The sequence below is a fragment of the Caldithrix abyssi DSM 13497 genome (assembly GCF_001886815.1).
Taxonomy (GTDB): Bacteria; Calditrichota; Calditrichia; order Calditrichales; family Calditrichaceae; genus Caldithrix; species Caldithrix abyssi.
In genome coordinates this window covers 50714-75909 of sequence record NZ_CP018099.1, presented here as the reverse complement: position 1 = coordinate 75909, position 25196 = coordinate 50714, and the positions used below count along the sequence as shown (strand labels likewise).

The window sequence follows — 25196 nt, the reverse complement described above, 5'->3', positions numbered from 1 at the left end:
GTAATCGCACGCCAGACGCCAATGGAACACGCCCTTTTGTAAGGCAGTATTAAAGCATTAAAAATGCAAACAACAATTGACGAACTTAAAGATAGTTTTGTAGCAACAATATTTTTTGTAAATTCGCTTTAAACAAAGCAGGACGAAAAACGATCATCATGAAGCAAAATAAAATCACACTTACAGAGCTGGAAAACTTCCTCTTTAAAGCTGCGGATATTTTGCGCGGCAAAATGGATGCGTCTGAGTACAAGGAATTTATCTTTGGCTTGTTGTTCATCAAGCGGCTCTCTGATGAGTTCGATCGCAAACGTGAAGAAATTCGCCGGAAATATAAGCATTTGCCCAAAGAAACTTTGGAAGAAATTCTTGAAGACAAAACCACCTACGGCGACACCTTTTTTGTGCCCAAACGCGCCCGCTGGCACGAAGGCTGGATCGACGAGAACGGCAACGAGGTGCCCCCGCTCAAGCATTTGAAAAGCAATATCGGCGAGATGCTCAATAAAGCCCTAGCAGCCATTGAAGATGAAAACGAGTTGCTGCACGGGGTGCTGAAAAACAACATCGATTTCAACGCCGGCAAGGGCAAGGAAGGTGCGGCGCGCGTCTCCGATCAGCGCTGGAAGGATTTGCTGGATCATTTCAACAATCCCCGCTTTGTGCTGGTGAACGACAATTTCGAGTTCCCCGACCTGCTCGGCGCAGCCTACGAATATCTGATCAAATACTTTGCCGACAGCGCCGGAAAAAAGGGCGGCGAGTTCTACACGCCGGGCGAGGTGGTGCGTCTGTTAGTGCAACTGGTCAAGCCGCAGGAAGGCATGGAAGTTTACGACCCCACCGTGGGCAGCGGCGGCTTTTTGATTCAAACCTATCAGTATGTGGAAGAACAGGGACAGGATCCCAAAAATCTGCATCTTTACGGGCAGGACTCCAACGGCACCGTGTGGACGATCTGCATCATGAACATGATTTTGCACAATATCAAGAATTTTACCATCGAGAACGGCGATACGCTGGAAGAACCGCTGATTCTGGATGAAAACGGTTCCTGGAAGAAATTCGACCGCGTGCTGGCCAATCCGCCTTTCTCCCAGAATTACAGCCGGCAGAACATGAAATTCCCCAACCGCTTCAAGGAATTCTGTCCGGAAACGGGTAAAAAAGCAGATTTGATGTTTGTGCAGCACATGATCGCCAGCCTGAAGCCCTACGGCAAAATGGCAACCATCATGCCCCACGGGGTGCTGTTCCGCGGCGGCAAGGAAAAGGTGATTCGAGAAATTCTGCTCAAGGACGATGTCATCGAAGCCATCATCGGATTGCCGCCGGGACTGTTTTACGGCACCGGTATTCCCGCCTGCGTGCTGGTGATCAACAAGAACAAGCCGGACGAGTTGAAGAACAAAATCCTGTTCATCAACGCCGACGCCGAATACGCCGAGGGCAAGAATCAGAACAAACTGCGCCCGGAAGACATCGAAAAAATCGATTACGTGTTCAGCAACAAACTGGAAATTCCCAGATACTCGCGGCTGGTGGATGTGCGTGAAATCATCGAGGAACACGACGTTAACCTGAACATCCGCCGCTATGTGGACAATACTCCCGAGCCGGAACCGGAAGACGTGACCGCCCATCTAATCGGCGGTGTGCCGGCGGACGAGGTGGCTGCCAGACGAGCCCAGTTTGCCAAATTCGGCTTTGATCCCGACGCGCTGTTTGAGGACGGGCGTCCGGGCTACCTGCGGTTTCGTCCCATCATCCGGGGGAAAACACAGATTCGCGAGATCGTCGAGGCGGACGGCAAGGTGCAGCAAACCGTGGTGCGTATGCAGGAGGCCATGCGCCAGTGGTGGCAGGGCGCGCAGGAAGAATTTTCGCGCCTGTACAAAAACAACAACCTGCCGGCGGTGCGCAGCCACCTGCTGAACAGCCTGAAAGAGCAACTGACGCCCATCGGCGTGCTGGACGAGTTCCAGACCGCCGGGGTATTCGTCAACTGGTGGCAGAACATCCGCTACGATTTAAAGACCATCGTCAACATGGGCTGGAGCCACATCCTGATTCCAGACGACTACATCATTAACGCCTTTTTCCGCCGGGAAGCGGAGGAAATCGAAACGCTGGAAGCGCAGTTGAGCGAAAAAGAGAGCGCCCTGACCGAAGCCGTGGAAGCGGTGGAATACGAAGCGGAAGAAGAAGAGACGGTAACGCCCAAAATGGTGAAGGAGCATTTGACCATGATGGTGCGCGACCTGCAAGCCAGTTACGGCGCCACGGCGCAAAAAGAACGGCGCACTTACGAAGAGCAGTTGCAGACCATCAAGCGCATTGAACAGGAAATCAAAGCCCTGAAAAAGCAGATCAAAGAAAAGCGCTTTGAACTGGAGGTGCGGTTGAGCCTGAAGCGCAACGGCGCCGACGAGGAAAAGGCGGAAATTCATGCGTTGCTGCGCCAGGCGGAAGAACAACTGCAGCGACTGGACGCGGCGCACAAAGACGACAAAAAGAAGATCAACGCCCTGAAAAAAGATCAGAAGACGCTGCACGAACGGCTGCAGCGCATCGACGCCCTGATGGCGGATATCGGTGATAAAATAACGGAAGAAGAGTGCCGCCAACTGATTCTGAAAAAACTGTACGACCAGATCGCCGGACAGTTGGAGCGCTACCTGAACGCCGAAAAGCGCCGCCTGATTGCCGTGTTTGAAAACCTGTGGGACAAATACGCCGTCAGCCTGCGGCAATTAGAAGCCGGGCGGGAAGAGACGTTAAAGCAGTTGAACGGGTTTCTGGAAGAGTTGGGGTATTTGAAATGAACGATTACCATTGGGAAAAAAGGAAAATAGGAGAGATTGCTCAAGTAATAATGGGACAATCTCCTGATTCCAAATATTACTCCAATGATGAAATCGGATTGCCATTTTTACAAGGGTGTGCTGAATTTAACAATAGATTTCCTAAAGCAAAACTGTATTGTTCTCAACCGAAAAAAGTTGGGGAGAAAGGTTCTATATTGTTCAGCGTTAGAGCACCTGTAGGAAAAATAAATATTGCAGATAGAGATTATATAATTGGTAGAGGTTTAGCGGCAATAAAAGGAATTAAAATTATTCAAGATTTTCTCGAACAATATTTCTTGTTTTCAGAAGAGAAATTTAGAAAACTGTCTCAAGGCTCAACCTTTGAATCAATTAATTCCGAAGATTTAAGTGAAAGTGAAATTTTTTATCCTGTAAATAAAAAAGAACAATCCCTGATTGCCGAAATTCTTTCCACGGTGGATCGGGCGATTGAGCAGACCGGGGCGGTGATTGCCAAACTGCAGCGCATCAAAGCCGGGCTGATGCAGGATTTGCTGACCAGAGGCATTGACGAGCAGGGCAACATTCGCTCCGAAAAAACGCACCGCTTCAAAGACTCCCCGCTGGGCAGGATACCGGTGGAGTGGGAGGTGGTGGAGTTACAAAATGTTGTAAAAATCCTTTTAAGCAATGTTGATAAAAAAATATATGAACATGAAAATTCAGTCTTACTATGTAATTATCTTGAAGTTTATCAAAATGATTACATACATAGTAGACTTAATTTCTCAAGAGGGTCTGTCAATGAAAATGAATTAAGAAAATTCACGGTAGAAAAAGGTGATGTGATAATAACAAAAGATTCAGAAACATTTGAAGATATTGCTAAACCAGCCTATGTGAAAGATAATATTGATAATTTAATTTGTGGTTATCACTTGGCACTTTTAAAGCCTAAAAAGATCAATGGTTTGTTTTTAGCAATAATTTTGAACAAACCAGAAATTAATATGCATTTTAGGAAATTAGCGAATGGAATAACAAGATATGGATTAACGCTTGAAACGATAAAAACAGCAAAAATATTTTTACCAAAAATTTCGGAGCAAAAACAAATATCGAATATTTTTTTAAATATTGATTTAAGAATGGATGAAGAAAAGGCTAAATTGAGAAAATTACATATGCTCAAAACTGCCCTGATGCAGGACCTGCTCACCGGCCGAGTGCGGGTGACGGGGTTGCTGAAGCGGCGGCAGGCGGAGGTGGTGGGATGAATATACCGAGACCAACGCCCATTTATCGCATTATTCACGTGGATAATCTGGCGGTGTGTTTAAAACGCGGCGGTTTTCATGCGCCCAATAATGTTCCAGATGATGGGCTGAAGTACCGCACTATTCATAATGTGGGCATTCAAAATGTAAGACGTCAAAGAACTATTCCTTGTGGACCACGTGGTACTATGCATGATTATGTTCCCTTCTATTTTGGACCCAGATCTCCTATGCTTTTGCAATTACATACAGGGGAGGTAAATGGTTACCATGAAGGACAGGAACCGATAATCTATATTGTTACTACTGTGGAAAAAGTTTTGAAACATTCTCTTCAATTTGTATTTTCTGATGGGCAAGGTATTAAGGCTTTTACAACTTGGTATGATAACTTAAAGGATTTAAATCGTATTGATTGGGAGATGGTATATGCAGACTATTGGGCAGATACTTTAGATGATATGGACCGTCAGCGCCGCAAACAAGCAGAATTTTTAATCTACCAGTTTTGCCCTATTGAAGCGGTTACCGAGATTGGCGTTCTCAATAACCGAATGAAACAAAAAGTGGAAACTATTTTACAAAAATTCGGAATAAACAATATACCAGTCAATATACACCGTGATTGGTATTATTAGGAGGCTATGATGATTACCTTTACTAAAGGCAACATCGTGCAGGCAGACGCCGAAGCCCTGGTAAATACCGTCAATTGTGTGGGCATCATGGGCAAGGGCATTGCTCTGCAATTCAAAAAAGCCTTTCCGGAAGCCTATTTTAGTGCCTACCAGAAAGCGTGTCGTAAAGGTGAATTACGTCCGGGCAGAGTTCAGGTTTGGTCGACCGGTTCGTTTGTTAATCCTAAATACATCATCAATTTTCCCACTAAAACACACTGGAAAGCCAAGTCAAAATATGAATACATTGAATCCGGACTTCAGACGTTAAAACAGGAGATAAAACGGCTGGGGATACGTTCTGTTGCCATTCCGCCACTGGGAAGTGGTTTAGGCGGTTTGGAATGGCTAAAAGTAAAGGAAATGATTGAAAAAGCATTTGAAGATATGCCCGATGTTAAAGTGTTGGTCTATCAACCAGAGGGCGCACCGGCAGCGGAAACAATGCCGGTAAAAAAAGAAAAACCGAAGATGACATTAGCCCGGGCATTGTTCATCAAGTTAATGCAGTTTTATTCTCGTCATGCATATCGCTTAACCTTGCTGGAAATTCAGAAATTAGCCTATTTCCTGCAGGAAGCCGGTATTCCCCTGCGTCTTAAATATGTAAAGCACCATTACGGGCCCTATGCCCACAACCTGAACAAGGTTCTGGAAGTCATTGAAGGGCATTTCACTCGCGGTTACGGCGACACGCAACAGCCGGATGTGGAGATTTCTCTTTTGCCGCAGGCGGTGGAAAAAGCGGACGCGTATCTGGCAAAACATGCGGAAGCCCGGCAAAAATTGGAACAGGTGATGCATTTAGTGGAAGGCTTCGAAACGCCCTATGGAATGGAGTTGCTGGCATCGGTGCACTGGATTTTGAAGCATGAAGGAAAAAAAGACGTCGTCATAGCCATGCAAGAATGGAGCGATCGCAAGTGCAAGCAGTTCAAACCGGAGCATATTAAAATTGCCGAACGGCGATTAAGGGAAGATGGCTGGGGATAAGAATAGTAACGCACTTTTTGCACAATATCTTTGAGAGAGTTATTGGGCAAAATTAACTTTATCATAAGGAGTTAGTGTGCCTATTGACAAAAAAATACCGGATAATTTGAAAATCGATGAAAAACACCATGTGGAAGAGCCGTTCCTGCAGCAACTGGAAGAACTGGGCTGGACGGTGAAGCGGCTGGAGCAAACGCAGTTACCGCAGGACAGCGAACGGGAGCATTTTGCGCAGGTAGTGATCCTTCCGGAACTGCGCCGGGCGCTGAAAAAGATCAACCACTGGCTGGAAGACGACCAGATAGAAGAAGTGGTGCGACGCATCACCACCTTTCCCGCCGCCGGCCTGTTAGAAAACAATCGCCACGTGCTGAATTTGCTGCTGGAAAACACCAGCGTGTCGGAGAATCGCCGGACCGGCGAGCGTAGCCCCACCGTGCACTACATCGATTTTGATCATCCGGAGAACAACTCTTTTCTGGCAATCAGCCAATTTAAAGTGCGCGTGCCGGGCACCGAGCACCACATTGTACCGGACATTGTGCTCTTCATTAACGGGCTGCCGGTGGTGGTTGTGGAATGCAAATCGCCCAAAGCCCACGAGCCCATTCCGGAAGCCATCGATCAATTGCTGCGCTACAGCGAACAGCGCGGCGCCAAACGCGAGGGCAATCCGGAATTGTTTTACTACAACCAGTTCATGATTGCCACCTGCCGCAACCAGTGTAAATTCGGCACCATTTCCTCGCACCTGGAAAAATATTTTTTCCGCTGGGCCGATCCCTATCCGCGCACGTTGAACGACCTGTCGCATGGCGCATCGGCGCCCAACGATCAACAACGCCTGATCGCCGGCATGCTGGATCACAACAATCTGTTAAGTCTAATCCGCACCTTTACGATTTTTACCACCAACGACAAAGGGCAACTGGTAAAGATTGTCGCCCGCTACCAGCAATTTCGAGCGGTCAAAAAAGCGGTGCAGCGGCTGTTGACCGGAAAAAATCGCCGCGAGCGCAGCGGCATCATCTGGCACACGCAGGGCTCGGGCAAATCGTTGACCATGATGTTCATGGTGCGCGAGATGTACCGCCATCCGCAACTATGCAAGTGGAAGGTGGTGTTTGTCACCGACCGAACGCAATTGGAGCAGCAATTAGCGGAAACCAGCCAGAGCGTGGGCTTTACGGTGAAAGTGGCTGACAGCATTGCCCGGCTCAAAGAACTGCTGCCCGGCGATTCGTCGGATCTAATCATGGCCATGATTCACAAATTTCAGGAGCGGGATTTAAAGGAAGTTTTTCCGGAACTCAATCCCAGTCCGCACATTTTAATCATGACCGATGAAGCGCACCGTTCGCAGTATGCGCTGCTGGGCGCCAATCTGGATCGGGCGCTGCCCAACGCGGCAAAAATCGGTTACACCGGCACGCCCATCGACAAGACCGAAAAAGTGTTCGGCGATTACATCGATAAATACACCATGCGGCAGGCCATCGACGATAAGGTGACGCTGGAAATCGTTTACGAAGGGCGCACGCACAGGGCGGAAATCATTGACAAAAAAGGCATGGACGTTGCTTTTGAAGATGTGTTCAGCGATTACAATCTGGCCGAACGGTTGCAAATTCTGGGCTACGGTTCCCGCAAAGCCTATCTGGAAGCGGAAGAGACCATCCGCGCCAAGGCTAAGGATATGATTGATCACTATGTGCGGCACATTTTCCCCAACGGCTACAAGGCGCAGGTGGTGGCGGTTTCGCAGGAAGCGGCGGTGCGTTACGAACTGGCGTTAAAAGAGGCATTGAAAGAGAAGATTGCCCAACTGGAAAAAGACAATCCGCAAAAACTGAATCTGGATCGTCTGCGCGCCCTGCGCGTGGAAACGGTCATCTCCGGCGGGCACAACGATTTGCCGCACATCAAAGAGCGCTCCGATCCGGCAAAGCACGAACGCATCATCAAAAGTTTCAAATTGCCCTTTGACGCCGAGGATGAGGGCGTTAAAGGCGATGTGGGCATTGTGGTGGTGATGAACATGTTGATTACCGGCTTTGACGCGCCCATCGAGCAGGTGATGTACCTGGATCGGGTGATTGTCGCTCACAATCTATTGCAAGCCATTGCGCGTGTGAACCGCATTGGCGACGCTTTTAAAGAAAAAGGCTTTGTGGTAGATTATGTTGGCGTCGGGAACCACCTGAAAGAAGCCATCGATAGTTACGACGAACGGGAGCAGAAAGAAATCCTTGATTCGCTGGGCTCGGAGGAAGAGGAACTCAACAACCTGATTGCCGCCCATCGGGAGATTATTGATTTTTTGAAGAAGCATGGCTTAACCGATTTAACCGATCACGACGCCTTTTTCGATCTGTTTTACGATGAGGACATTCGTTTTGAATACATCCTGCTGTACCGCAAACTTTCTAAAGCGATGAACGTGGTGTTTCCGCGCAAAGAGGCGCTGGATTTCTTCAAAGATTATCAGATGCTCACCGAAATCAACGCCCTGGCAGAGCGCCATTTTCGCGATCAGCGTTTCAGCATGAAGGGCATTCCCGCCAAACTGCGCGCCATTACCGACGCTTATTTACAATCGAAAGGTATTGAACTCAAGGTGGCGCCCATTTCCATCATCGACGACAATTTCGAACAGGAAGTGGGCAAACGCAAACGCGTCAAGACCAAGGCAGCGGAAATTGAACACGCCATTCGCCATCACATCGATATCCATTTTGATGAAGATCCGGAATTGTACGCTTCCTTTGCCGAAGCGCTGGAGCGCATTTTAGAAGAATTCAAAAACAACTGGCAGCGCATTTACGAAGAACTGGAGAAACTGCGGCGGAAGATCAAAAACATGCCCAAGCCGCCCGGCGGGCTGCATCGCAAAAAGCAGATGCCCTTTTTCCGCGTACTGGCGCGGGAAATTTACGGCAAGGTTCACGGAGAAGAGGCCTTCACCAGGGATGAAGAAGACAACCTGGTGGCATTGACGCGGGAACTGTTTGAGGTGATCAAGCGGGAACTGGAACTAACCGGTTTCTGGCAGAGCATTCCGGCAAGAAATCGACTTAAAGCAGAAATTCAGCAAATTTTGTTGTCGGAACGGTTTAACCGACTGCCCAATGTGGTAACAAATCGCAACCAGATTATTTCACGCATCATGGAAATTGCCAGAGCCAATAACAACATTATTTTATTTGCAGAGTGAGACATGGACTTTCAGTACTCCGTAAAATATTCTGATCGTAAAACCATCACCATTACGGTAGAGCGGGATCGCAGGGTGGTGGTCAAAGCGCCGCGCGGCACGCCGGAGGAGAAAATCGCGGCCATTGTGGAAAGCAACAAATTGTGGATTTACGAAAAGTTAAAGAGCGCGCAAAAGTATTCTTCCAAAATCGAGTACAAAGAGTTTGTCTCAGGAGAAACGGTGCTGTATCTGGGCAAAAGGTATCGATTGGAAATCGTCAACAACGCTGAGGAGTCGATCCGCTTTGCTGGTAAATTTATTGTCGCCGCGGTTTCCGCCGAGCGAGCCAGCGAGGTTTTTAAGGAGTGGTACAAAAAACAGGCGCAAAAGATCATCCCCGAGCGGGTGCAGCGGTATGCCAGCAATTTAGGCGTTACATACAATGAGGTGCTGATTTCGGATTTAAAATACCGCTGGGGTTCCTGTACGCCGAAAAATAATCTAAACTTCAACTGGAGGTTGATTAAAGCGCCAATGTTTGTGATCGATTACGTGGTGGTGCATGAGTTGGCGCATCTTCTGGAGAGCAATCATACGTCCAGGTTCTGGACGATTGTTGAAACACAAGTTCCAAATCTAAAAAAAGCCCAAAAATGGTTAAATGAATATGGAATTGTGTTGGAGCGTTCTTTTTAATATTATCTTTTTTTAAACCTTTTTTGACAAATCTTCACCCAATAAGTCAAACTTAAAAATTATGGATTATAGTCTAAGTCAGAATAGCCAAAACCATAAAACCAGGAAGTATTCCCCCTAAAGAAAACAATTTAGGGAAACTGGTCTATCTCACAGAGCAGGCTCACAGAGCATGCATCTTCATAATGAGTGATGCGTAATTAGTTGATCTGTCTGCTATTTAACACGATAAAGCGCCCCATCTTTTGATGAGAGTATCCTAAAAAGGCTTCTTTACAATTATTCAGGATATATTCACCAGCCTTAACTGGTTGTTGGTGGTTACAAAAATGCCTGGCTCGCCGACCAGCGGACACTTGTACACACAAATGCCGCATCCAATGCACAACTCTTTTACCACATAAGGATATTTTACCTTGCGCGTAATTCCCGTCTGGGGGTCGGTGTAATCGCGCACATCAAACTTGATGGCTTTATCCAATGTGGGGCAGTGTTCTTCACAAACCAGGCAGTCTTCGTGACGGTCGTAAGGGATGCACAAATTTTTATCAAAATGGGCCAAACCGATGGGCGTCTTCTTTTTCTGCTCCAGAGTTAGAGGCAGCAGGGCATCGGTGGGACAAACCTGGGTGCAGAGATTGCAGTTATATTCGCAATAGCCCTGCCGCATGTTGGCGATGGGCAGCCATAAATCGTCAATGGATGTCTGAATGCCTGAAGGCTGCAGGCAGGCGCCATTGGAAGCGCAAACGCGCACGCATTCCAGACAACGGATGCAACGGTCTCTAAAATCATCTTCCGGCAATGCGCCCGGAGGACGAACCTGCCGCCCGGTTTGCGAACGATCTTTTAGATTTACGGACAGTAATCCCAGAGCGGCAATGCTGGCTGCAGTAGTGCCTAAAAATTGTCGGCGAGAATAATCCACAGACGTATGATAAGGCCTCCAGCGCCAGCGGTACGTAATGGCTTTAATATTTTCCGGGCAAACCTCGCCGCAATTAAAACACTCAATACACTCCACCTTGCTGGTGCGCCCCACATCGTCCTGCGGGATGGCGTTCATCTTGCAATCGGTTACGCATTTATTGCAAACCGGGCACTGTTCGCCGACAAGCCGTTCGTAAAAACGAAACTGCGACAGAAAGCCCAGCAGAGCGCCCGCCGGACAGAGATAGCGGCACCAGAAGCGGCGGGATATTTTTTCTGCCGCCAGGATGAGAAAAATGAAAAGAGCGATCCACACAACTTGCTGGTAATGCGCCTGATTTTCCGGCATGACGTACCACTTAAAATGGTCGTACAACCAGTAGGCCGGCGTTTCCAGCGGCGCAATATCGGCCAGGCCTAATAAGGCAGGCTCGATCAAAAAGGTAGCAAAAGGATAAAACACAACGGTCAATGCGCGGTTGAAAATAGACAGCGGATCAAAATAGCCCCACCAGTGAACGCCCATTATGGCCAGCAGAACAAATCCAGCCAACAACGCAAACTTAACAAAGCGTACGTTCTGAAGTTTGGCAGAAGAACGGTTGTCCGGCGATTTAACGATCTTGCTACTTAAATCAATCAACGTGCCCAGGGGACAAATCCAGCCGCAGAAAAAACGGCCTAAAAATAAGGTTAGCGCCAGAATGATTAACGCAGGCCACAAAAACCAGTGCAGCTGAAGATCTTTAATAAACAGGAATAAGGGTGAAAGCGGGCTAAGGCGTAAAAACCAGTCGCTTGCAATACCGTGCTCGTAAGGGTATCGCGTAATTAAAAAGAGCCATAAAAACAGCAAAAAGAACAATACCTGACTGATGCGACGCGCCGTACGCAAAGTTCCTCCGTGAAAGACGATTTAATCTGCAAACTTTTTCAGGACAATTGAATCCGCTTAACCTTCAACTTTTCCGGAGCGTATTTGGCCAGCCCCATTTGATAGGCCACCTGAACATGCGCCACCTCATCCAGCTTAAGGTCAAAGAGCTGCAGAGCCAGATAGTCGGCGCTTACCGTACAATCGCTGATGATCAACGTTTTGGTCAGCTTCACATCTTTCGGATTACCGCCAATCGGCCCATTGTCGGTCAAAATCCGATAAGCGTCAATAATGGTCAACGTGGGTAAAATTTTTCTGTCGATTTCTGCCAATTTTTGGGCAAAGTGATTGTGGATGTCGCCACGATTGCCGCCCATCACGCCCATCAGGTTTTTGAGCCCCAGGGTGACGCGGGAAAGGGAGTGATGCTTGGCGATGGGAACGTTAATCACTTTATCCGCTTTAAGATACGTTTCGTAAATGGGCCATTCTTTAACCAGTTGTCCCTGTATGGCGATATTTTTAAAACGATTGGGACGAATTTGTTCGACCCTGGCGCCGGCATCTTTCGCCAGCTTTTCAATTTGACTATTGCGATAACAGCGCCGAGGATTGTTACAGGTACGATCAAAGACGATAACTTCTCGGGCGCCAGCCTGTTTGCAGGCTTTGACCAGAGCGGCTACCAGGTGGGGGTTAGTGTTTGCTGCCAATTCCGGCGGACGATCCCAACCTATGTTGGGTTTAATGACCACACGATTGCCCTTTTGGATAAAGCGCTCCAACCCGCCGTACTCTTTAAGGGCGCGACGCAGCAGGGCTTCCGGCTCTCCGTTTTCCACCCACACCGCCTGCGGCAGTGACTGTGCGTGAAGTTTTCCCACAGAATACGGTAAAAAACTTAAACTGGCAAGCGCTGTTGAGGCGAGGCGAATAAATCTTCTGCGTCGCATTTTTTTCTCCTTTTTTGTGAACTTTTTTTTTAATATAACCGACTCCGGCTGGCGATGCAAAAAATTGCGTGAAGGTTGTTTTTAGAAAACCTCATCCAAAAGATACGTCCAGTTCGGGTGGAATTTGAAAGTTTTTGTTTCGCTGGATTGGTTGAATGGTTGATTAGTTGATTAGTTGAATGGTTGAATAGTCGCTAGCCTGTCATTCTGAACGGAGCGCCAGCTTCAGTCTTGAGAAATCGGGACGGAGTGAAGAATCTATACCGTTGAATGGTTAAATAGAAATTATCCGGCGTTGGCGCCCAGCACACCGTCGGAGAAAATTCTCAACAGCAAATATTCCCCTTATCCCCAATTTTTATTGTGATAGAAGGGAATCGAGGCGTGAGGGCAATTTAATTTAAAATATTCATTGCGCCCTTTGTGACTTCTCTGGTTGCTTGAAATAATTTGTTTAATCATTTTCTGCGATGATTGGCGTAATCTGCGAGAAAATTACTTTGTGCGCGTTGCGGCTGTGTTGCCCAGGTTAAGCCTGGCCATTCTTAAAAAGAAATGGTTCTTACACGCCAGAAAAAGTATTTATGTTCGTTCGGCCCTTTTAATCATTGATCCGCTTAACCTTTTTGGCAGTTATCGCACGAAGCGCAATGCGTTCCGTGGTTAATTCCAAAGTATTCGTGAATGAACGCTTTACGGCAGGTTTCTAATTTAGCATACTGCATCATCTGATAGAGCTGCATTTGCTCCATTTTTAATTTTCTTTCTAAATGTTGTTCATCCAGCCATTCTTCAGGCAGTTCGTCGATAATTTGCAGGTTGCGTTCTTCAATACTGCCCACTGTGACGCCCCAGCGATCAAATAAAGAGAGCACGGTTTCGGCCCGGTAATCGTGGCGATTTTTGAACGTCAATTGTTCTTTAAAATATTCCATTCCGTTAGCGTTCACCTCTTCCAGATGTTCATGTAAAATTTGGTAGGCGCGATAAAAAAAATCTGAGGAGGGATTGTTCCATTTGATAAATTCCATCTGAATATTCAAATCCTGTTGATCGTAGAGCAGAATACAATTAGATGGGAGGCCGTCTCTGCCGGCGCGGCCGATCTCCTGATAATAGGCTTCGATAGAGCCCGGTATCTGGGCGTGCAAAACAAAGCGGATGTCGAACTTGTCGATGCCCATACCAAAGGCATTGGTGGCCAGGACCACTGTGCGCTGTCCCTGCATGAAGTTGTTCTGTATTTTTTTGCGCAGGCTGGCTTCGAGCTTACCATGATAAACCAGATGTTCGATTTTTGCCTTTTTCAGCCGTTCGCTCATTTTAAGCAAATCCTGAATAAGGGCAAAATACACAATGCCTGAACCTGTGCTTAATTTTTCAATATGCTGCGCGATAATATCGAACTTTTCATCTTCGCCAAACACTTCGTCCACGCCAAGGAACAAATTAGGGCGCTCAATACCGGTATGGAAAATTTTCACCTCTTTCAGCCGTAGTTGTTTGATGATGTCCTGCTGAACGCGGGGGGTAGCCGTTGCGGTCAGAGCAATGGTTGTGGGATTGCCCAGAAGCTCTCTTATTTCTCCGAGGCGGGTGTAATCGGGCCTGAAATCATGTCCCCACTCGCTAATGCAATGGGCTTCGTCCACTGCAAAAAGACTGATGGTGCGCGCGGCAATGATTTCCAGAAACTCATCCTTCCTGAAGCGTTCCGGGGTTACATAAAGCAGTTTATACCTTCCCTGTTTAATTTGCTTCTGTCTCTTTTCCCGTTCCTGGCGCGAAAGCGAGGCGTTGATAAACGTGGCCTCAATGCCCTTTTTGCGCAGGGCGTCCACCTGATCTTTCATCAGGGCGATTAACGGAGAAATGACTAGAGTTAAATCCGGCAACAGCAGGGCAGGCAGCTGGTAAAGGATGGATTTGCCTGAGCCGGTTGGCATGATGCACAGAGTATGGCGTCCGTTTAAAATCTGTTCAATAATGGTTTCCTGCGGTTCTCTGAACCGATCAAATCCAAAATATTTTTTTAAAGCTTGCTGCAGGGTCATTGTTTTTCCTTGTTTTTAATAGATTCAATTTAAGATGTTCATCGCTAAGGCGCAATGGCATTCGCACATTAACCAATCAGCGAAAGGCGCCCGTTAAAAAGTTTTTAGATTACACAAGCGCATTGTGTAAAATGTTTCCTCATATTTTCAAGGTCGGGAGATTTTAGGATACTTCTTTCGAAAGATCTAGTGCCTTAGCGTGCGAAAATTTTTGTGCTGTTTTAAAAACTCATCCCCCATCCATGTATTGGTTGAATAGTTGATTGGTTGAATGGTTGAATAGTTAGCCTGTCATTTCAAACCTGTTTCTGCAAATGTGGTAAATTCCTGCCACCGTTTATGTAGAGGCGAAGCATTTCCAAGAACAATTCAGCGCTGGTAAGCATTAATCTTTAGTCATATCAAAAAAGCGCTCTGGATAAAGTAGGGTTGGAAATCCTTCGCCCTTACAAGTACGTTCATTCCTTATCTTTTGTCTGGGAGTGAGGATCGAGCGAGCAAGGGTAATTTAATTTAAAATATTCATTGCGCACGTTACGGTTGATTTTGGTTGCGGCTGTGCTGCCTTGGTTTTCTTCTTACATGTTGAGATACAGTTCTATTTTTTCTCTTCGATCCTGGCGTTCCCTTTTCAGCTGAGCTGGACAGAAGGGTTTGCGTGAAAAAATCTTTGTGCGCTTTATGGCTTCTTTCCTTTACACGTCTATAAAATTTGGTTTGATTCGAATGAAATCTTTTTTAATTTTAGGGCATGGATCAAAGCGGAGGCGTGATGGAATTTAATCTAAACCAGGATGAAAAAAAATATCTATTACAGTTAGCTCGAGAAACCATTAAAGCGCGTTTGTTCGGCCGGCCCTTGCCGCAGCCGGAAGCGATTTCTGAAAATTTAAAGACCAACACCGGGGCCTTTGTAACTCTGAACAAAAACGGGCGGTTGCGTGGCTGCATCGGTTATGTGGTTGGCCTTAAGCCGCTTTATCAGGCCATTCAGGAGCTGGCTATTGCCGCGGCCTTTAATGATCCGCGCTTTCCGCCGTTAGAAAAAGAAGAATTGGACGATGTGGAAATTGAGATTTCGGTGCTTACGCCTTTAGAGCCGGTGAAGGATATTTCAGAAATTGAAACAGGCAAGCACGGCCTAATGGTGCGCAACGGTTTTTACGAAGGATTGCTCCTGCCTCAGGTGGCCAGCGAATATGGCTGGGACCGCGAGACGTTTTTGAGTGAAACCTGTTTAAAAGCGGGTCTTCCGCCAACGGCCTGGCAGGATCCGCGCACAGAAATCTTTAAATTTTCAGCCTTAATATTCAGTGAGAATGATGGGAAACGTTAATTTTAAAGAGCGGGCGACAATCGCCCGAAGGGTAACCTGGGTTGGCATTATCTGGAACTTAGTGCTGATCGCCATTAAATTTGTAGCCGGGTTTCTGGCGCACAGTTCCGCGTTGATTGCCGACGCCTTTCATTCGGTTTCGGATTTTGGCAGCGACATTGCCGTTTTGATCAGCGTGCGGCTTTCTAACCGTCCGGTTGACGACACGCATCATTATGGCCACGGTAAAATTGAAACCCTGGCTTCCATTATCATTACAGTTTTCCTTTTTTTTGTGGCTATAGGCATTTTAATTAAAGGCAGTTTAAAAATTATCGATTTTTACAAAGGCGTGCCGTTAGATCATCCCGGCCTGGCTGCCTTTTTAGCTGCCATTCTTTCCATTATTGTTAAAGAAGGATTGTACCAATACACGTTAAAAAAAGGGCAGCAAATCAAAAGCAGCGCGTTAATTGCCAATGCCTGGCACCACCGTACAGACGCCTTCACCTCGATCGCCGTATCCGTTGGCATTGGCGGCGCCTATTTTTTGGGCAAACAGTATTTAATCATGGACCCCATCGCCGCCATACTGGTAAGTGTTTTCATCCTTAATTATGTGCGTACTTCCTTTCAGGAGGGGATTAATGAATTGCTGGAAGCTTCGCTTGGACAGGAAATGACCGACCAGATAATGGAAATAAGCAAACAGGTTAACGGGGTTTACCTGCCGCATAATTTAAAAACGCGGCGCATCGGCAACACCATTGCCATCGACATGCACATTAAGGTCAAACCCACCCTTTCGGTAGTGGAAGCGCATCAGATTGCCAGCGATCTGGAAAACGCCTTAAAAAAAGAGTTTGGCGAAGACAGTTTTATTTCAATCCATGTGGAGCCGTATTATCAGGAAGGACATTTGAAATAAAAAGGTACGTTTTCTTTTTTTTCGGGCGACGACTGCAAGCCCAAAAAATAAAAGGGTAAAAAACCGTAAAGAACGCGTAGCAGTAGCAAAGTACGCAAGCGTCTCAGACTAATTAAGCTGGGGTAACCTTCAATACTGACTTACCTTATCACCGAATAAAAGTCTGGAAGAAGGGGAAGATGATCGCCACCAGTGCAGGCAACCAGTGCAAGCAGCCAGTGCAAGCAGCCTTTATTTAACGTTGTAAGGGATGAGAATTTTCGTTAAACATTTAACTATTCAGCCATTCAGCGAATCAACCACTCCAGCGGCATAAAATTTTCAAACCCCGCACTTGCGGGATAGGGATAGATCTTTTGAAGAGAGTATTTTAAGGAAGCATGCCGCAAGAAAAAATAACTTGATTTATCTTCGGGCGTTAGGCAGGATCTGTGTAATCGGACGAGGCGGCAAACACGCCGCGCCACTTTTGCTCAGGATTTAATATCCACAAAAATCCGTGGTTGCTTTGTCCGTCGTTCATTATCCGCACCAGATTGGTCACATCGATTTCAAAATCTGAGGTAGTCGTTGCAGGCGCCGGAACGCTTACCTGATCGGTCGTTGTGGTTGATGGTTGCTCGTTCCAGATAATGAGATCCTTGACATAATTTGAGCGATATGAGATATATCAAATAATAAAATCGGTATTTCAGAATTTTCAAAGAACTTTACCATTAAGATCAAGGAAACTTATCAGGCAATTTAAGTTTTTCAAAAACAAATTTTTTAACAGTAATTGCTAAAGAATAACACTCCTGCGCTTCTTCAATCGATGGTGTATAAAAATCGTCTGGATAACGTACTTCTACGGCATAGAAACTTAAATCTCCGCTTGGTAAATGGGCAAAATCCTTATCAATTTCTGAGCAAAGTTGAATTAAAAATTCGATATTGTGCGTGCGCCCGAATTCTTGATTATGATAAACTAAAAATGCTTTTAATAGCTTTTCGACACATTGTTGGGCATGAAAGCAAACTGCTCCTGTAGGTATTTCATTAGCAGGAAAGGAAAGTTCATGTTCTACAACGGTTAAATCTTCTATCGCTTTTTGAATCCATTGAAGATGATAATTCTTCATGCTTAAAGTAAAATTCCTTCTTTAATGGCCTGTTTAATGACGCTTCCAGTTTTATTCCGGGATTGTTTTAATTCATTTGAACTTTTTATTAAAATATCCAGATCAATATGTAATTGGGCAAATTTTTTGCGAATATTCTTGCTCAAAATTTTTTTCTTTTCGATTGACAAATCTTGTTTAGTAACGACTAAAATATCGTAATCGCTAAAGCGCCCATATTTTTCACCTGCTCTGGAGCCGAACAAGTACATTTTATCTATTGTTACCCCAAAGTCTATTAAAATATTATTTAAAACAAGCTTAATTTTTTTCATTTTCATTATTAAAATTCCTTACTACTTTTAAGGAATAATTTAAATGAAAAAATCATCAGATGCTATTTTTTAAAACATTTTTGCACCGAATATTCAGATTCTGATATTTTGTATTTTTATATTTTAGGATACTTCCTCTGAGAGATCTAGTCCCGCCCTGGCGAAATTTGAAAATTTTTGTGCTGTTTTAAAAACTCATCCCCCAGCCCCTTTTCTTTAAAAAAGAGAAGGGGCGTAAATAGCGCCGGTTTTGTTTAGCTTTTGTCTTAAATGTTAAATAATTTTCTGCGATGATTAGCGTAATCTGCGTGAAAATTACTTTGCGCACGTTGCGGTTGTTTTTGGTTGCGGCTTCACTCCTTGGAAATTTAGTAAAATATAAGGAATTAAAAAAATGTTCGTAGTAAAATTATTTTGTCCTATATTTAAGAAATATTTTGTAATACTTCTTTTTAGTCAAACCTTCATTTTCAATAAACTTTATAATTTTATTTTCTGCCCCTTCATTAAATACTGCACTAACTATGATTTTTTCTAAATCATCAGTATTTTTAATATTTTCTAATACTGATAAAGATTTTTTCAGATTTTTTAAAAAATAATCAGAAAATAATTCATCTATCCATTCACTATATTCTGCATTGTCAAAAAGTATTTCCCTAAGACCGATATGAACATAAAAAATAGTATCAGAAGGGAGGAGTTTAAACATTTTTTTCTCAAAATTTATAATTTTTATCAGATTAGATTCTTCCAATTCGAAAGATAATTTAGAATCTTCATCCAACTTTTTAAATTCATTTATAAATTCAAGAAATACAGATAAATCAGTTTTTTCTATTGCGTAATTAAATTTTTTTATAACATCCTCTCTATTTTTACTATAAGAAAACAACGAGAAAACAAAAAATAAGATAATTACTACACTAATAATAATTTGATTTTTACTCATCTTCTTACTCCTATATTTTTTGTATACAATTTATTTTAAAATATAAGGATATTTACAAATTTTATCTCATATTTTATTTTATTTGGCTCTACTGGGATTCCTGTGGAAAAAGGTCTAATTTACCAAGAAAGAAAAGTATTGCTATCCTAAAATTTTCAAATTTTCTAAAGCCTCTACCAACTGTTTTTATCTCCTGTATCTTGCCGTTCAACCATTCGGCTACTGAATTATCTATCTGATATCTTATATAGTTTAATAAGCCATCTGAATGAGCAATGAGCATTTTTGCTACTTTAATCATTTTATTTAAAGAACGTTCCTTAATATCCTGATACCATTCCGCAAAAAAAAATTTCGCATCATTTATTGTTTCACTCCTAAAGAATTCTTTGAAGTTCTCTTTGGCCGCCCAAGCCTGGGAAGTGATAAGGTTAAGTTCTTGAATTTTTCTGAAACGCGATAATTGCTTGTCCGTCATATTTTCCAGATTCTTTAAAAATAAATATTTACTTTTCACTAAGGTTTTATCATTAGATTTTTGTAATTTACGGGCTTCCTCTCGTCTGGTTTTATCCACTCCATCATTTAAATACTTCATTATATGAAATTTGTCATGCACTATGGAAGCATTGGGAAGCTCCTTTTGAACAGCTTTAATAAAAGCTTTCCACATATCCATACTGACCGCTTTGAGGCCCTCCTTTTGTTTCTCTGTTAATCCCTTGTTTATTAACGAACTGGCAGAGCTTGTTGTGCGACCTTCACTTACATCTATTACACGTCTTCTTTCACTATCGGATAATACGCTTACATAAGTATGACCTCTTTTCATACTCTTCTCATCTATCCCGATATATTTAATGTCCTCTTCCGTTCGGCGTGATAGCCCGCGTTCCACTGCTTTGCTCATTATATGATGAAGCATATCAAAGCTGATCCGTAAAAATTGTGCCGTTTTGCTCTGGTTCTTGGAGGCCAGTAATAACTCAATAGCAAAACGTTCAAATAATAAAGTCGTTCGACTCGACTTTTCTGCCCAAGGTACTTTGATCGTTTTTACTCCATGTTCCTTGCATTTAATGCGGGGTACTTTGCAGACAATATAGGTCTTCATTTGGCATGTATCCAAATGCCGCCAACGACGTTTTTCGCGGTGATCATAAATATCATATTCCACTTCGCATTCGGGACAAAAACCTTTTTTTGACTTATAGATAATCTCTATTTCTACTTCCTCATTCGCAATATCTAAGTCAACTTTAGAAACTTCCCAGGGATGCGAAAGTCCCAAAATCTGTTTAAATAATTCTTTATCTTTCATAAACTCAATCTAAGGATTATTTTTGTTTTTCACAAAAATCCCAGTAGAGCCTTTTATTTGAAATATCAGGGTAAAAAAACAGATGAATATTCTAAAAATAATAATTCTACTGGAATCCAACCTCTTGAAATTATAACACTTCCGGAAGCATTTCCTGTAGTACCATTACTAAAATCAAAATGACTAAAAAAACTTTCACTAATGTTGGGGTCTAACGTAAGACATCCTGTTGATCCACGACTTTTATAATTGCCTTTATTGGAAACTCCTGCATGAATATTTACATATTTCATATTTACAATTTTACCATCTGGGCTAGTTCCTTGAACAATCCTTTCCCCTTTTTCATTGACAAGATTCAGGCCTTTTTTCCTCCCTCCCTTATGTCCATATTTATTGTTGAAAGAATATCTTCCTTCATTAACAGTATTATATTCGGTGCTATTATCAGTTGGACTTTTTGAATTCGGATATGTACTGCCACCATTTACATAAATTGCAATTACCTTTCCATTTTTCACTACGTATATTGTTGCGGTATAAGTTGTGCCTTTTGTCCCATCATCACGAGGTCTATTAGCTTGATCTACAAAGTAAATACTATCCATTCCTGTAGGATCAATGAAAACAATAGGATTATTACCAACATAATTATAAGGATTCAGATCAACATAAAAATCAGCTTTTGGATCAATTGACAAAAACCGTCCTATCACCGGATCATAATACCTCGAGCCGAAATAATACCAGACCAGTGGTTGCAAATCTCCAATCGTTTTATCCACAAAGCCGTGACCGGCAAGCGCATAAGCTTCATAACCGCAGCTATTTGCGCCTTTTTTGCCAATAAACGCATACGAATAACGAAAGCCCACTTCACGACTGTGCTGACTTCCAACACTGGCTAAGGCATTGTAGGCATTTTCTGTCATACTCTGGCTACCGTCATCTTTTATTACGCCGATAACATAGTGACCAGTAGTTACGTTATTAATGAAATCTGCCATGGCATCTGCTTCGGCTGTGGAGCTATAAGTGTCAAAATGGGCTTTATCCACAACGGTACCGTTTTCATCTATTACAATAATCGTATAGCCTCTGGCATATAAACCGCTACCGCTAATATACGAATCGTTCACATAAATTGCAGCGGCATTTCCGTCTAAGTAACCTTTGGAAATCACCCGCACACTAAATGGTGTATAACACGTAAGCCCTTCCTCATCTAATTCCTTACTGCTGTATTTGTACATGTCAGTGGACAGAGCATTGTTCATGGAACGCATTCGTAATCCGAAAGGATAACCACGAAAGTGGTGGCTTTCGCCATAATCGTTGTATCCCTTAATATTCCCGTTGTCGTCAATTGTTACATAAATATTACCATGAAGCAATATTTTTTAAATTATTTTTTATATATCCTACTAAAAAAATAAAGAACAAAAATATTAAAAATAATAAATATTACTACTACATAAAAATCATACAATACTATAGTATTCGCTATTTCTTCCATTGGAATTTCAAATCTTCCATATAAAGCATCATAATAAATCACAAGATAATTAAATAGAAAAAAAATTATTATGTATAAATAGGCAAATAAAATAATTAAAATAAATATCTTAAAAAAATTTTTCCATTTATTCTTTTTAAAAATTAAAAAGAATAATAAAATTATAAAAAAAATGTAAGGAAATACTAAAAAAGATATATTAATCATTTTAATATCCTATTTTATTTCTGGTAAATTATCATTTTTCACTAGCTTATGTTGATTAATTCCATTAGGAACAGGTCTACCATTTTTGACCGCATCAAAAATTATTTTTACATGTTTCCATTCATGAGGAGCAGTAAACGGAATATCTCTGGAAAGGTTAGGGTTGAAATATACATTGATCTGTAATTCATCAATACCAAATTCTGGATTAACCACTCCATCAGAATATAATTTGCCTCCATCAAAAAAGCCTCCTCCATGATAAAAGTATCCTTCATCAGTACCTCTTTTTGCCCATGCCGTATGTCCAATAAATGATTTTACTGATCCAAAATTTATCCCGAACCACTTTCGAGGATAAGTACCTAACTTAAATAGAATGTTTGTGGTTTCATATTTTCCGCCAATACCAAATAAACTTAATATTTCTTTCTTGTTATTATTCCACCACAACTGAAAAAAATACCGTTGCTTTTCTTCAGGTGTCATATCTTTAATCGATTTGGATTGCCCCTTCTTTTTACCCTCGGTATAGACGACCGGAGTCAATAGCTTTGGATCAATATCAACTGTATCACCAGTAAAATCTGTAAATCGTATTGGATTATTGAACACATAATGGTAAGGATTTAATGATGGATATTTATAATCATATCTATCAATCCGTAAAAACCGCCCAATGGCCGGATCATAATACCTCGCTCCAAAATAGTACCAGGCCAATGGTCGCAAATCTCCAATAGTTTTATCCACAAAACCGTGACCGGCATGCGCATAAGCTTCATATCCACAACTACTTTCGCCTTTTTTGCCAATAAACGCATACGAATATCGATAGCCCACGTCACGACTGTGCTGGCAACCGACACTGGCTAAGGCATTGTAGGCATTTTCTGTCATACTCTGGCTACCGTCATCTTTTATTACGCCAATAACATAGTGACCAGTCGCTACGTTATTAATGAAATCTGCCATGGCATCTGCTTCGGCTGTGGAGCTATAGGTGTCAAAATGGGCTTTATCCACAACGGTACCGTTTTCATCGACCACAACAATCGTATAACCTCTGGCATATAAACCACTGCCGCTAATATACGAATCGTTCACATAAATTGCAGCAGCATTTCCGTCTAAATAACCTTTGGAAATCACCCGCACACTAAATGGTGTATAGCCCGTAAGCCCTTCCTCATCTAATTCCTTACTGCTGTATTTGTACATATCCGTGGCCAGAGCGTTGTTCATGGAACGACCGGGCATTTGCAGTCCGAATGGATAATAGTCATTATAACCCTCAACATCTCCGTTTTCATCAACGGTTACACGAATGTTGCCGAGGTGATCCTTTAAATAGAAATACTTCTTCATCGGCTGTCCCGCCGGAGAGGCTGTTGCAAATTCAGTTTGAGTAAAATTCAAAAAATTTGTAAATTCTGGGCGACAGATAAAACAAGTAATAACAAAGGAATTCCATGAGTTTTATTACTTATAATCGCTCACAAATGAATCTCTTTGGCTATAGTGTGGAAGATTTTGCCAGAGACGATCCAAAGAGTCGATTTGTAGTGGAGTTGGTTTCGCGCCTTGATTTAAGTGCACTTTATTCCCGTTATAGTTCACAAGGCGGTGATTCTTATGCCCCAGACATGATGCTTGCCTTATGGTTTTATGCTTATAGTAACGGCATTACCAGCACCCGTAAGCTGGAGGAATTGTGTAAATATGATACGCGCTACATTTATATCACTGGGAATCAGCATCCGGATCATAGTACATTAAGTCGTTTTCGCAAGGCACATTTGGATTTATTAGACCAATATTTTGTAGAGATACTTTTAATTGCCCAGGCCGAAGGCATAAGTAGTTTCAACCAGATAGCCATAGATGGCACGAAAATCAAAGCGCACAGCAGTAAGCGTCATGGCTACACTGAGGATCAATTAGACAAACGTATAGAGAAGTTAAGAGCAGAGATCAAGCAATACATGCAGCGCTGTAATTTTGTAGAACAGGGGGCCACGGATGAATTAGATTTAGAAACTCTTCGAGCGGAGAAAGAACGGCTTGAGCGCTTAGAGAAAGAGATATTAGAACGTAAAGCCCAATTGAAAGAGCGTAAGAAACAGCTCAAATCAGAACATCGTTCAAGACATCAAATAAATGTAAAAGAGCCGGATGCCCGCATGATGCCTTCGGTGGATGGACCGGGCTATAACGCACAATTAGGCGTAGATATGTCCAGTCATTTAATAGTAGCTCATGAAGTCGTAAGCCAGCCCAACGACCAGGGTCAATTCATACCGATTCAAGAACAAGTAGAGAAGAATCTTGGTTCAGATGATAAGCGATCTTACACGGCCGATTCCGGTTATCACAATAGCACAGACCTAAAAGAATTGGAAGAAAAGCAGATTGATGCCGTAATAGCCGATCCCCAGTTATCCAATCGTTCGATAAAGGAGACACCAACCTCCAAGGAAGAATTGCAAAAAGAAGAAAGAAAACTAAAACGAAGTGATTTTGTGTATCATGAACAGGGAGATTACTATGAATGTCCGACGGGTAAGAAGCTTTTTCCAGTTGAGAGGAATAGCGAACGGATCGTATATCGTTCCAATGATTGTCAGGACTGTCCCTTAATTAATTTATGTATTTCCAGTAAAAAGAAAGTTAAGCAAATCCATCGTTCAGTTAATGAGAGTTATTGCGAACGTATGGCGAAAAAGTTACAAACTTCAGCGGCGCAGGAACGACTAAAGAAGCGTTCGGTGACAGTTGAACCTGTTTTTGGTAACTTGAAGCATAATTTAGGCTATCGTGGATTTTCCTTATCTGGTCTTAATAATGTTCGTAGTGAATTTACGTTAATGTGTATTGGGCATAATATTAATGTTCTATTTAAAAATATGTTAGGGAAACGTTTAGCAGCGTTTATAACAGCATCACAAGAAAAAGATGATCTATTAATTTTATTTTCAAAGAATATTTTGGCGTTTTTAATTCTATATTTTGCCCAACGCTTAAGAATGAGAAAAAATTATCAATATCGGAGAATATAA

General features: G+C 43.1%; 18 protein-coding genes. 9 read left to right on the top strand and 9 right to left on the bottom strand.

Annotated features, from left to right (window positions below; genetic code table 11):
* The first annotated feature begins 158 nt into the window (after window positions 1–158).
* The 6 genes from Cabys_RS00290 to Cabys_RS00265 all read left to right on the top strand — a co-directional run bounded on the left by Cabys_RS00290 (window position 159) and on the right by Cabys_RS00265 (window position 9649).
* A complete protein-coding gene (locus tag Cabys_RS00290) occupies window positions 159–2825 on the top strand; it encodes a type I restriction-modification system subunit M (protein ID WP_006927525.1) in 2667 nt (888 codons plus the stop codon).
* Window positions 2822–4087 (top strand): restriction endonuclease subunit S, encoded by a 1266-nt coding sequence (locus Cabys_RS00285; protein ID WP_006927526.1) that lies wholly within the window; start codon window positions 2822–2824, stop codon window positions 4085–4087. Before Cabys_RS00290 ends, Cabys_RS00285 begins: the two co-directional genes overlap by 4 nt.
* Window positions 4084–4725, top strand: a complete 642-nt coding sequence (gene darT, locus Cabys_RS00280) for a type II toxin-antitoxin system toxin DNA ADP-ribosyl transferase DarT (RefSeq protein ID WP_006927527.1) — start codon at window positions 4084–4086, stop codon at window positions 4723–4725. Before Cabys_RS00285 ends, darT begins: the two co-directional genes overlap by 4 nt.
* 9 nt (window positions 4726–4734) lie before the next feature.
* Entirely contained in the window at window positions 4735–5757 is a 1023-nt protein-coding gene (gene darG, locus Cabys_RS00275) for a type II toxin-antitoxin system antitoxin DNA ADP-ribosyl glycohydrolase DarG (protein ID WP_006927528.1), read from the top strand.
* A gap of 76 nt (window positions 5758–5833) precedes the next feature.
* Window positions 5834–8971, top strand: coding sequence for a type I restriction endonuclease subunit R (locus Cabys_RS00270; protein WP_006927530.1), 3138 nt, complete (start codon window positions 5834–5836; stop codon window positions 8969–8971).
* A 3-nt stretch (window positions 8972–8974) separates the two neighbouring features.
* The gene (locus Cabys_RS00265) at window positions 8975–9649 is read left to right on the top strand and encodes a M48 family metallopeptidase (RefSeq protein ID WP_006927532.1); all 675 of its coding nucleotides are present in this window, start codon (window positions 8975–8977) and stop codon (window positions 9647–9649) included.
* A gap of 283 nt (window positions 9650–9932) precedes the next feature.
* Here Cabys_RS00265 and Cabys_RS00260 read toward each other — a convergent pair whose 3' ends face one another.
* From Cabys_RS00260 to Cabys_RS00250, 3 genes are all read right to left on the bottom strand, one after another.
* On the bottom strand, window positions 9933–11474 hold the full coding sequence (locus Cabys_RS00260) for a 4Fe-4S binding protein (RefSeq protein WP_006927534.1): 1542 nt from the start codon (window positions 11472–11474) through the stop codon (window positions 9933–9935).
* Between the two features lie 38 nt (window positions 11475–11512).
* Entirely contained in the window at window positions 11513–12409 is an 897-nt protein-coding gene (locus Cabys_RS00255) for a DUF362 domain-containing protein (protein ID WP_006927539.1), read from the bottom strand.
* Window positions 12410–13026: 617 nt separating this feature from the next.
* Complete coding sequence (locus Cabys_RS00250; RefSeq protein WP_006927541.1) at window positions 13027–14463, bottom strand: RecQ family ATP-dependent DNA helicase; 1437 nt, start codon at window positions 14461–14463, stop codon at window positions 13027–13029.
* Window positions 14464–15214: 751 nt separating this feature from the next.
* On the opposite strand from Cabys_RS00250, the gene amrA reads away from it, so the two are divergent.
* Both amrA and Cabys_RS00240 read left to right on the top strand, forming a co-directional pair.
* A complete protein-coding gene (gene amrA / locus Cabys_RS00245; RefSeq protein WP_218921392.1) occupies window positions 15215–15799 on the top strand; it encodes an AmmeMemoRadiSam system protein A in 585 nt (194 codons plus the stop codon).
* Entirely contained in the window at window positions 15783–16706 is a 924-nt protein-coding gene (locus Cabys_RS00240) for a cation diffusion facilitator family transporter (RefSeq protein WP_150109243.1), read from the top strand. The genes amrA and Cabys_RS00240 overlap by 17 nt, the downstream gene beginning before the upstream one ends.
* A gap of 722 nt (window positions 16707–17428) precedes the next feature.
* On the opposite strand, the gene Cabys_RS00235 is transcribed toward Cabys_RS00240, so the two are convergent.
* From Cabys_RS00235 to Cabys_RS00205, 6 genes are all read right to left on the bottom strand, one after another.
* Window positions 17429–17827: a HEPN domain-containing protein gene (locus Cabys_RS00235; protein WP_006927546.1), complete on the bottom strand. Its 399-nt coding sequence runs from the start codon at window positions 17825–17827 to the stop codon at window positions 17429–17431.
* Between the two features lie 2 nt (window positions 17828–17829).
* Window positions 17830–18147: a nucleotidyltransferase domain-containing protein gene (locus Cabys_RS00230; protein ID WP_006927547.1), complete on the bottom strand. Its 318-nt coding sequence runs from the start codon at window positions 18145–18147 to the stop codon at window positions 17830–17832.
* A 403-nt stretch (window positions 18148–18550) separates the two neighbouring features.
* Window positions 18551–19093, bottom strand: a complete 543-nt coding sequence (locus Cabys_RS00225) for a hypothetical protein (RefSeq protein ID WP_006927548.1) — start codon at window positions 19091–19093, stop codon at window positions 18551–18553.
* A gap of 88 nt (window positions 19094–19181) precedes the next feature.
* Window positions 19182–20414 (bottom strand): ISL3 family transposase, encoded by a 1233-nt coding sequence (locus tag Cabys_RS00220; protein WP_006929573.1) that lies wholly within the window; start codon window positions 20412–20414, stop codon window positions 19182–19184.
* A 65-nt stretch (window positions 20415–20479) separates the two neighbouring features.
* Window positions 20480–21808, bottom strand: coding sequence for an interleukin-like EMT inducer domain-containing protein (locus tag Cabys_RS00215; protein WP_006927549.1), 1329 nt, complete (start codon window positions 21806–21808; stop codon window positions 20480–20482).
* A gap of 338 nt (window positions 21809–22146) precedes the next feature.
* Complete coding sequence (locus tag Cabys_RS00205) at window positions 22147–23505, bottom strand: interleukin-like EMT inducer domain-containing protein (protein ID WP_006927551.1); 1359 nt, start codon at window positions 23503–23505, stop codon at window positions 22147–22149.
* Window positions 23506–23609: 104 nt separating this feature from the next.
* Here Cabys_RS00205 and Cabys_RS00200 point away from each other — a divergent pair, with 104 nt between their 5' ends.
* Window positions 23610–25196, top strand: a complete 1587-nt coding sequence (locus tag Cabys_RS00200) for an IS1182 family transposase (RefSeq protein ID WP_006926562.1) — start codon at window positions 23610–23612, stop codon at window positions 25194–25196.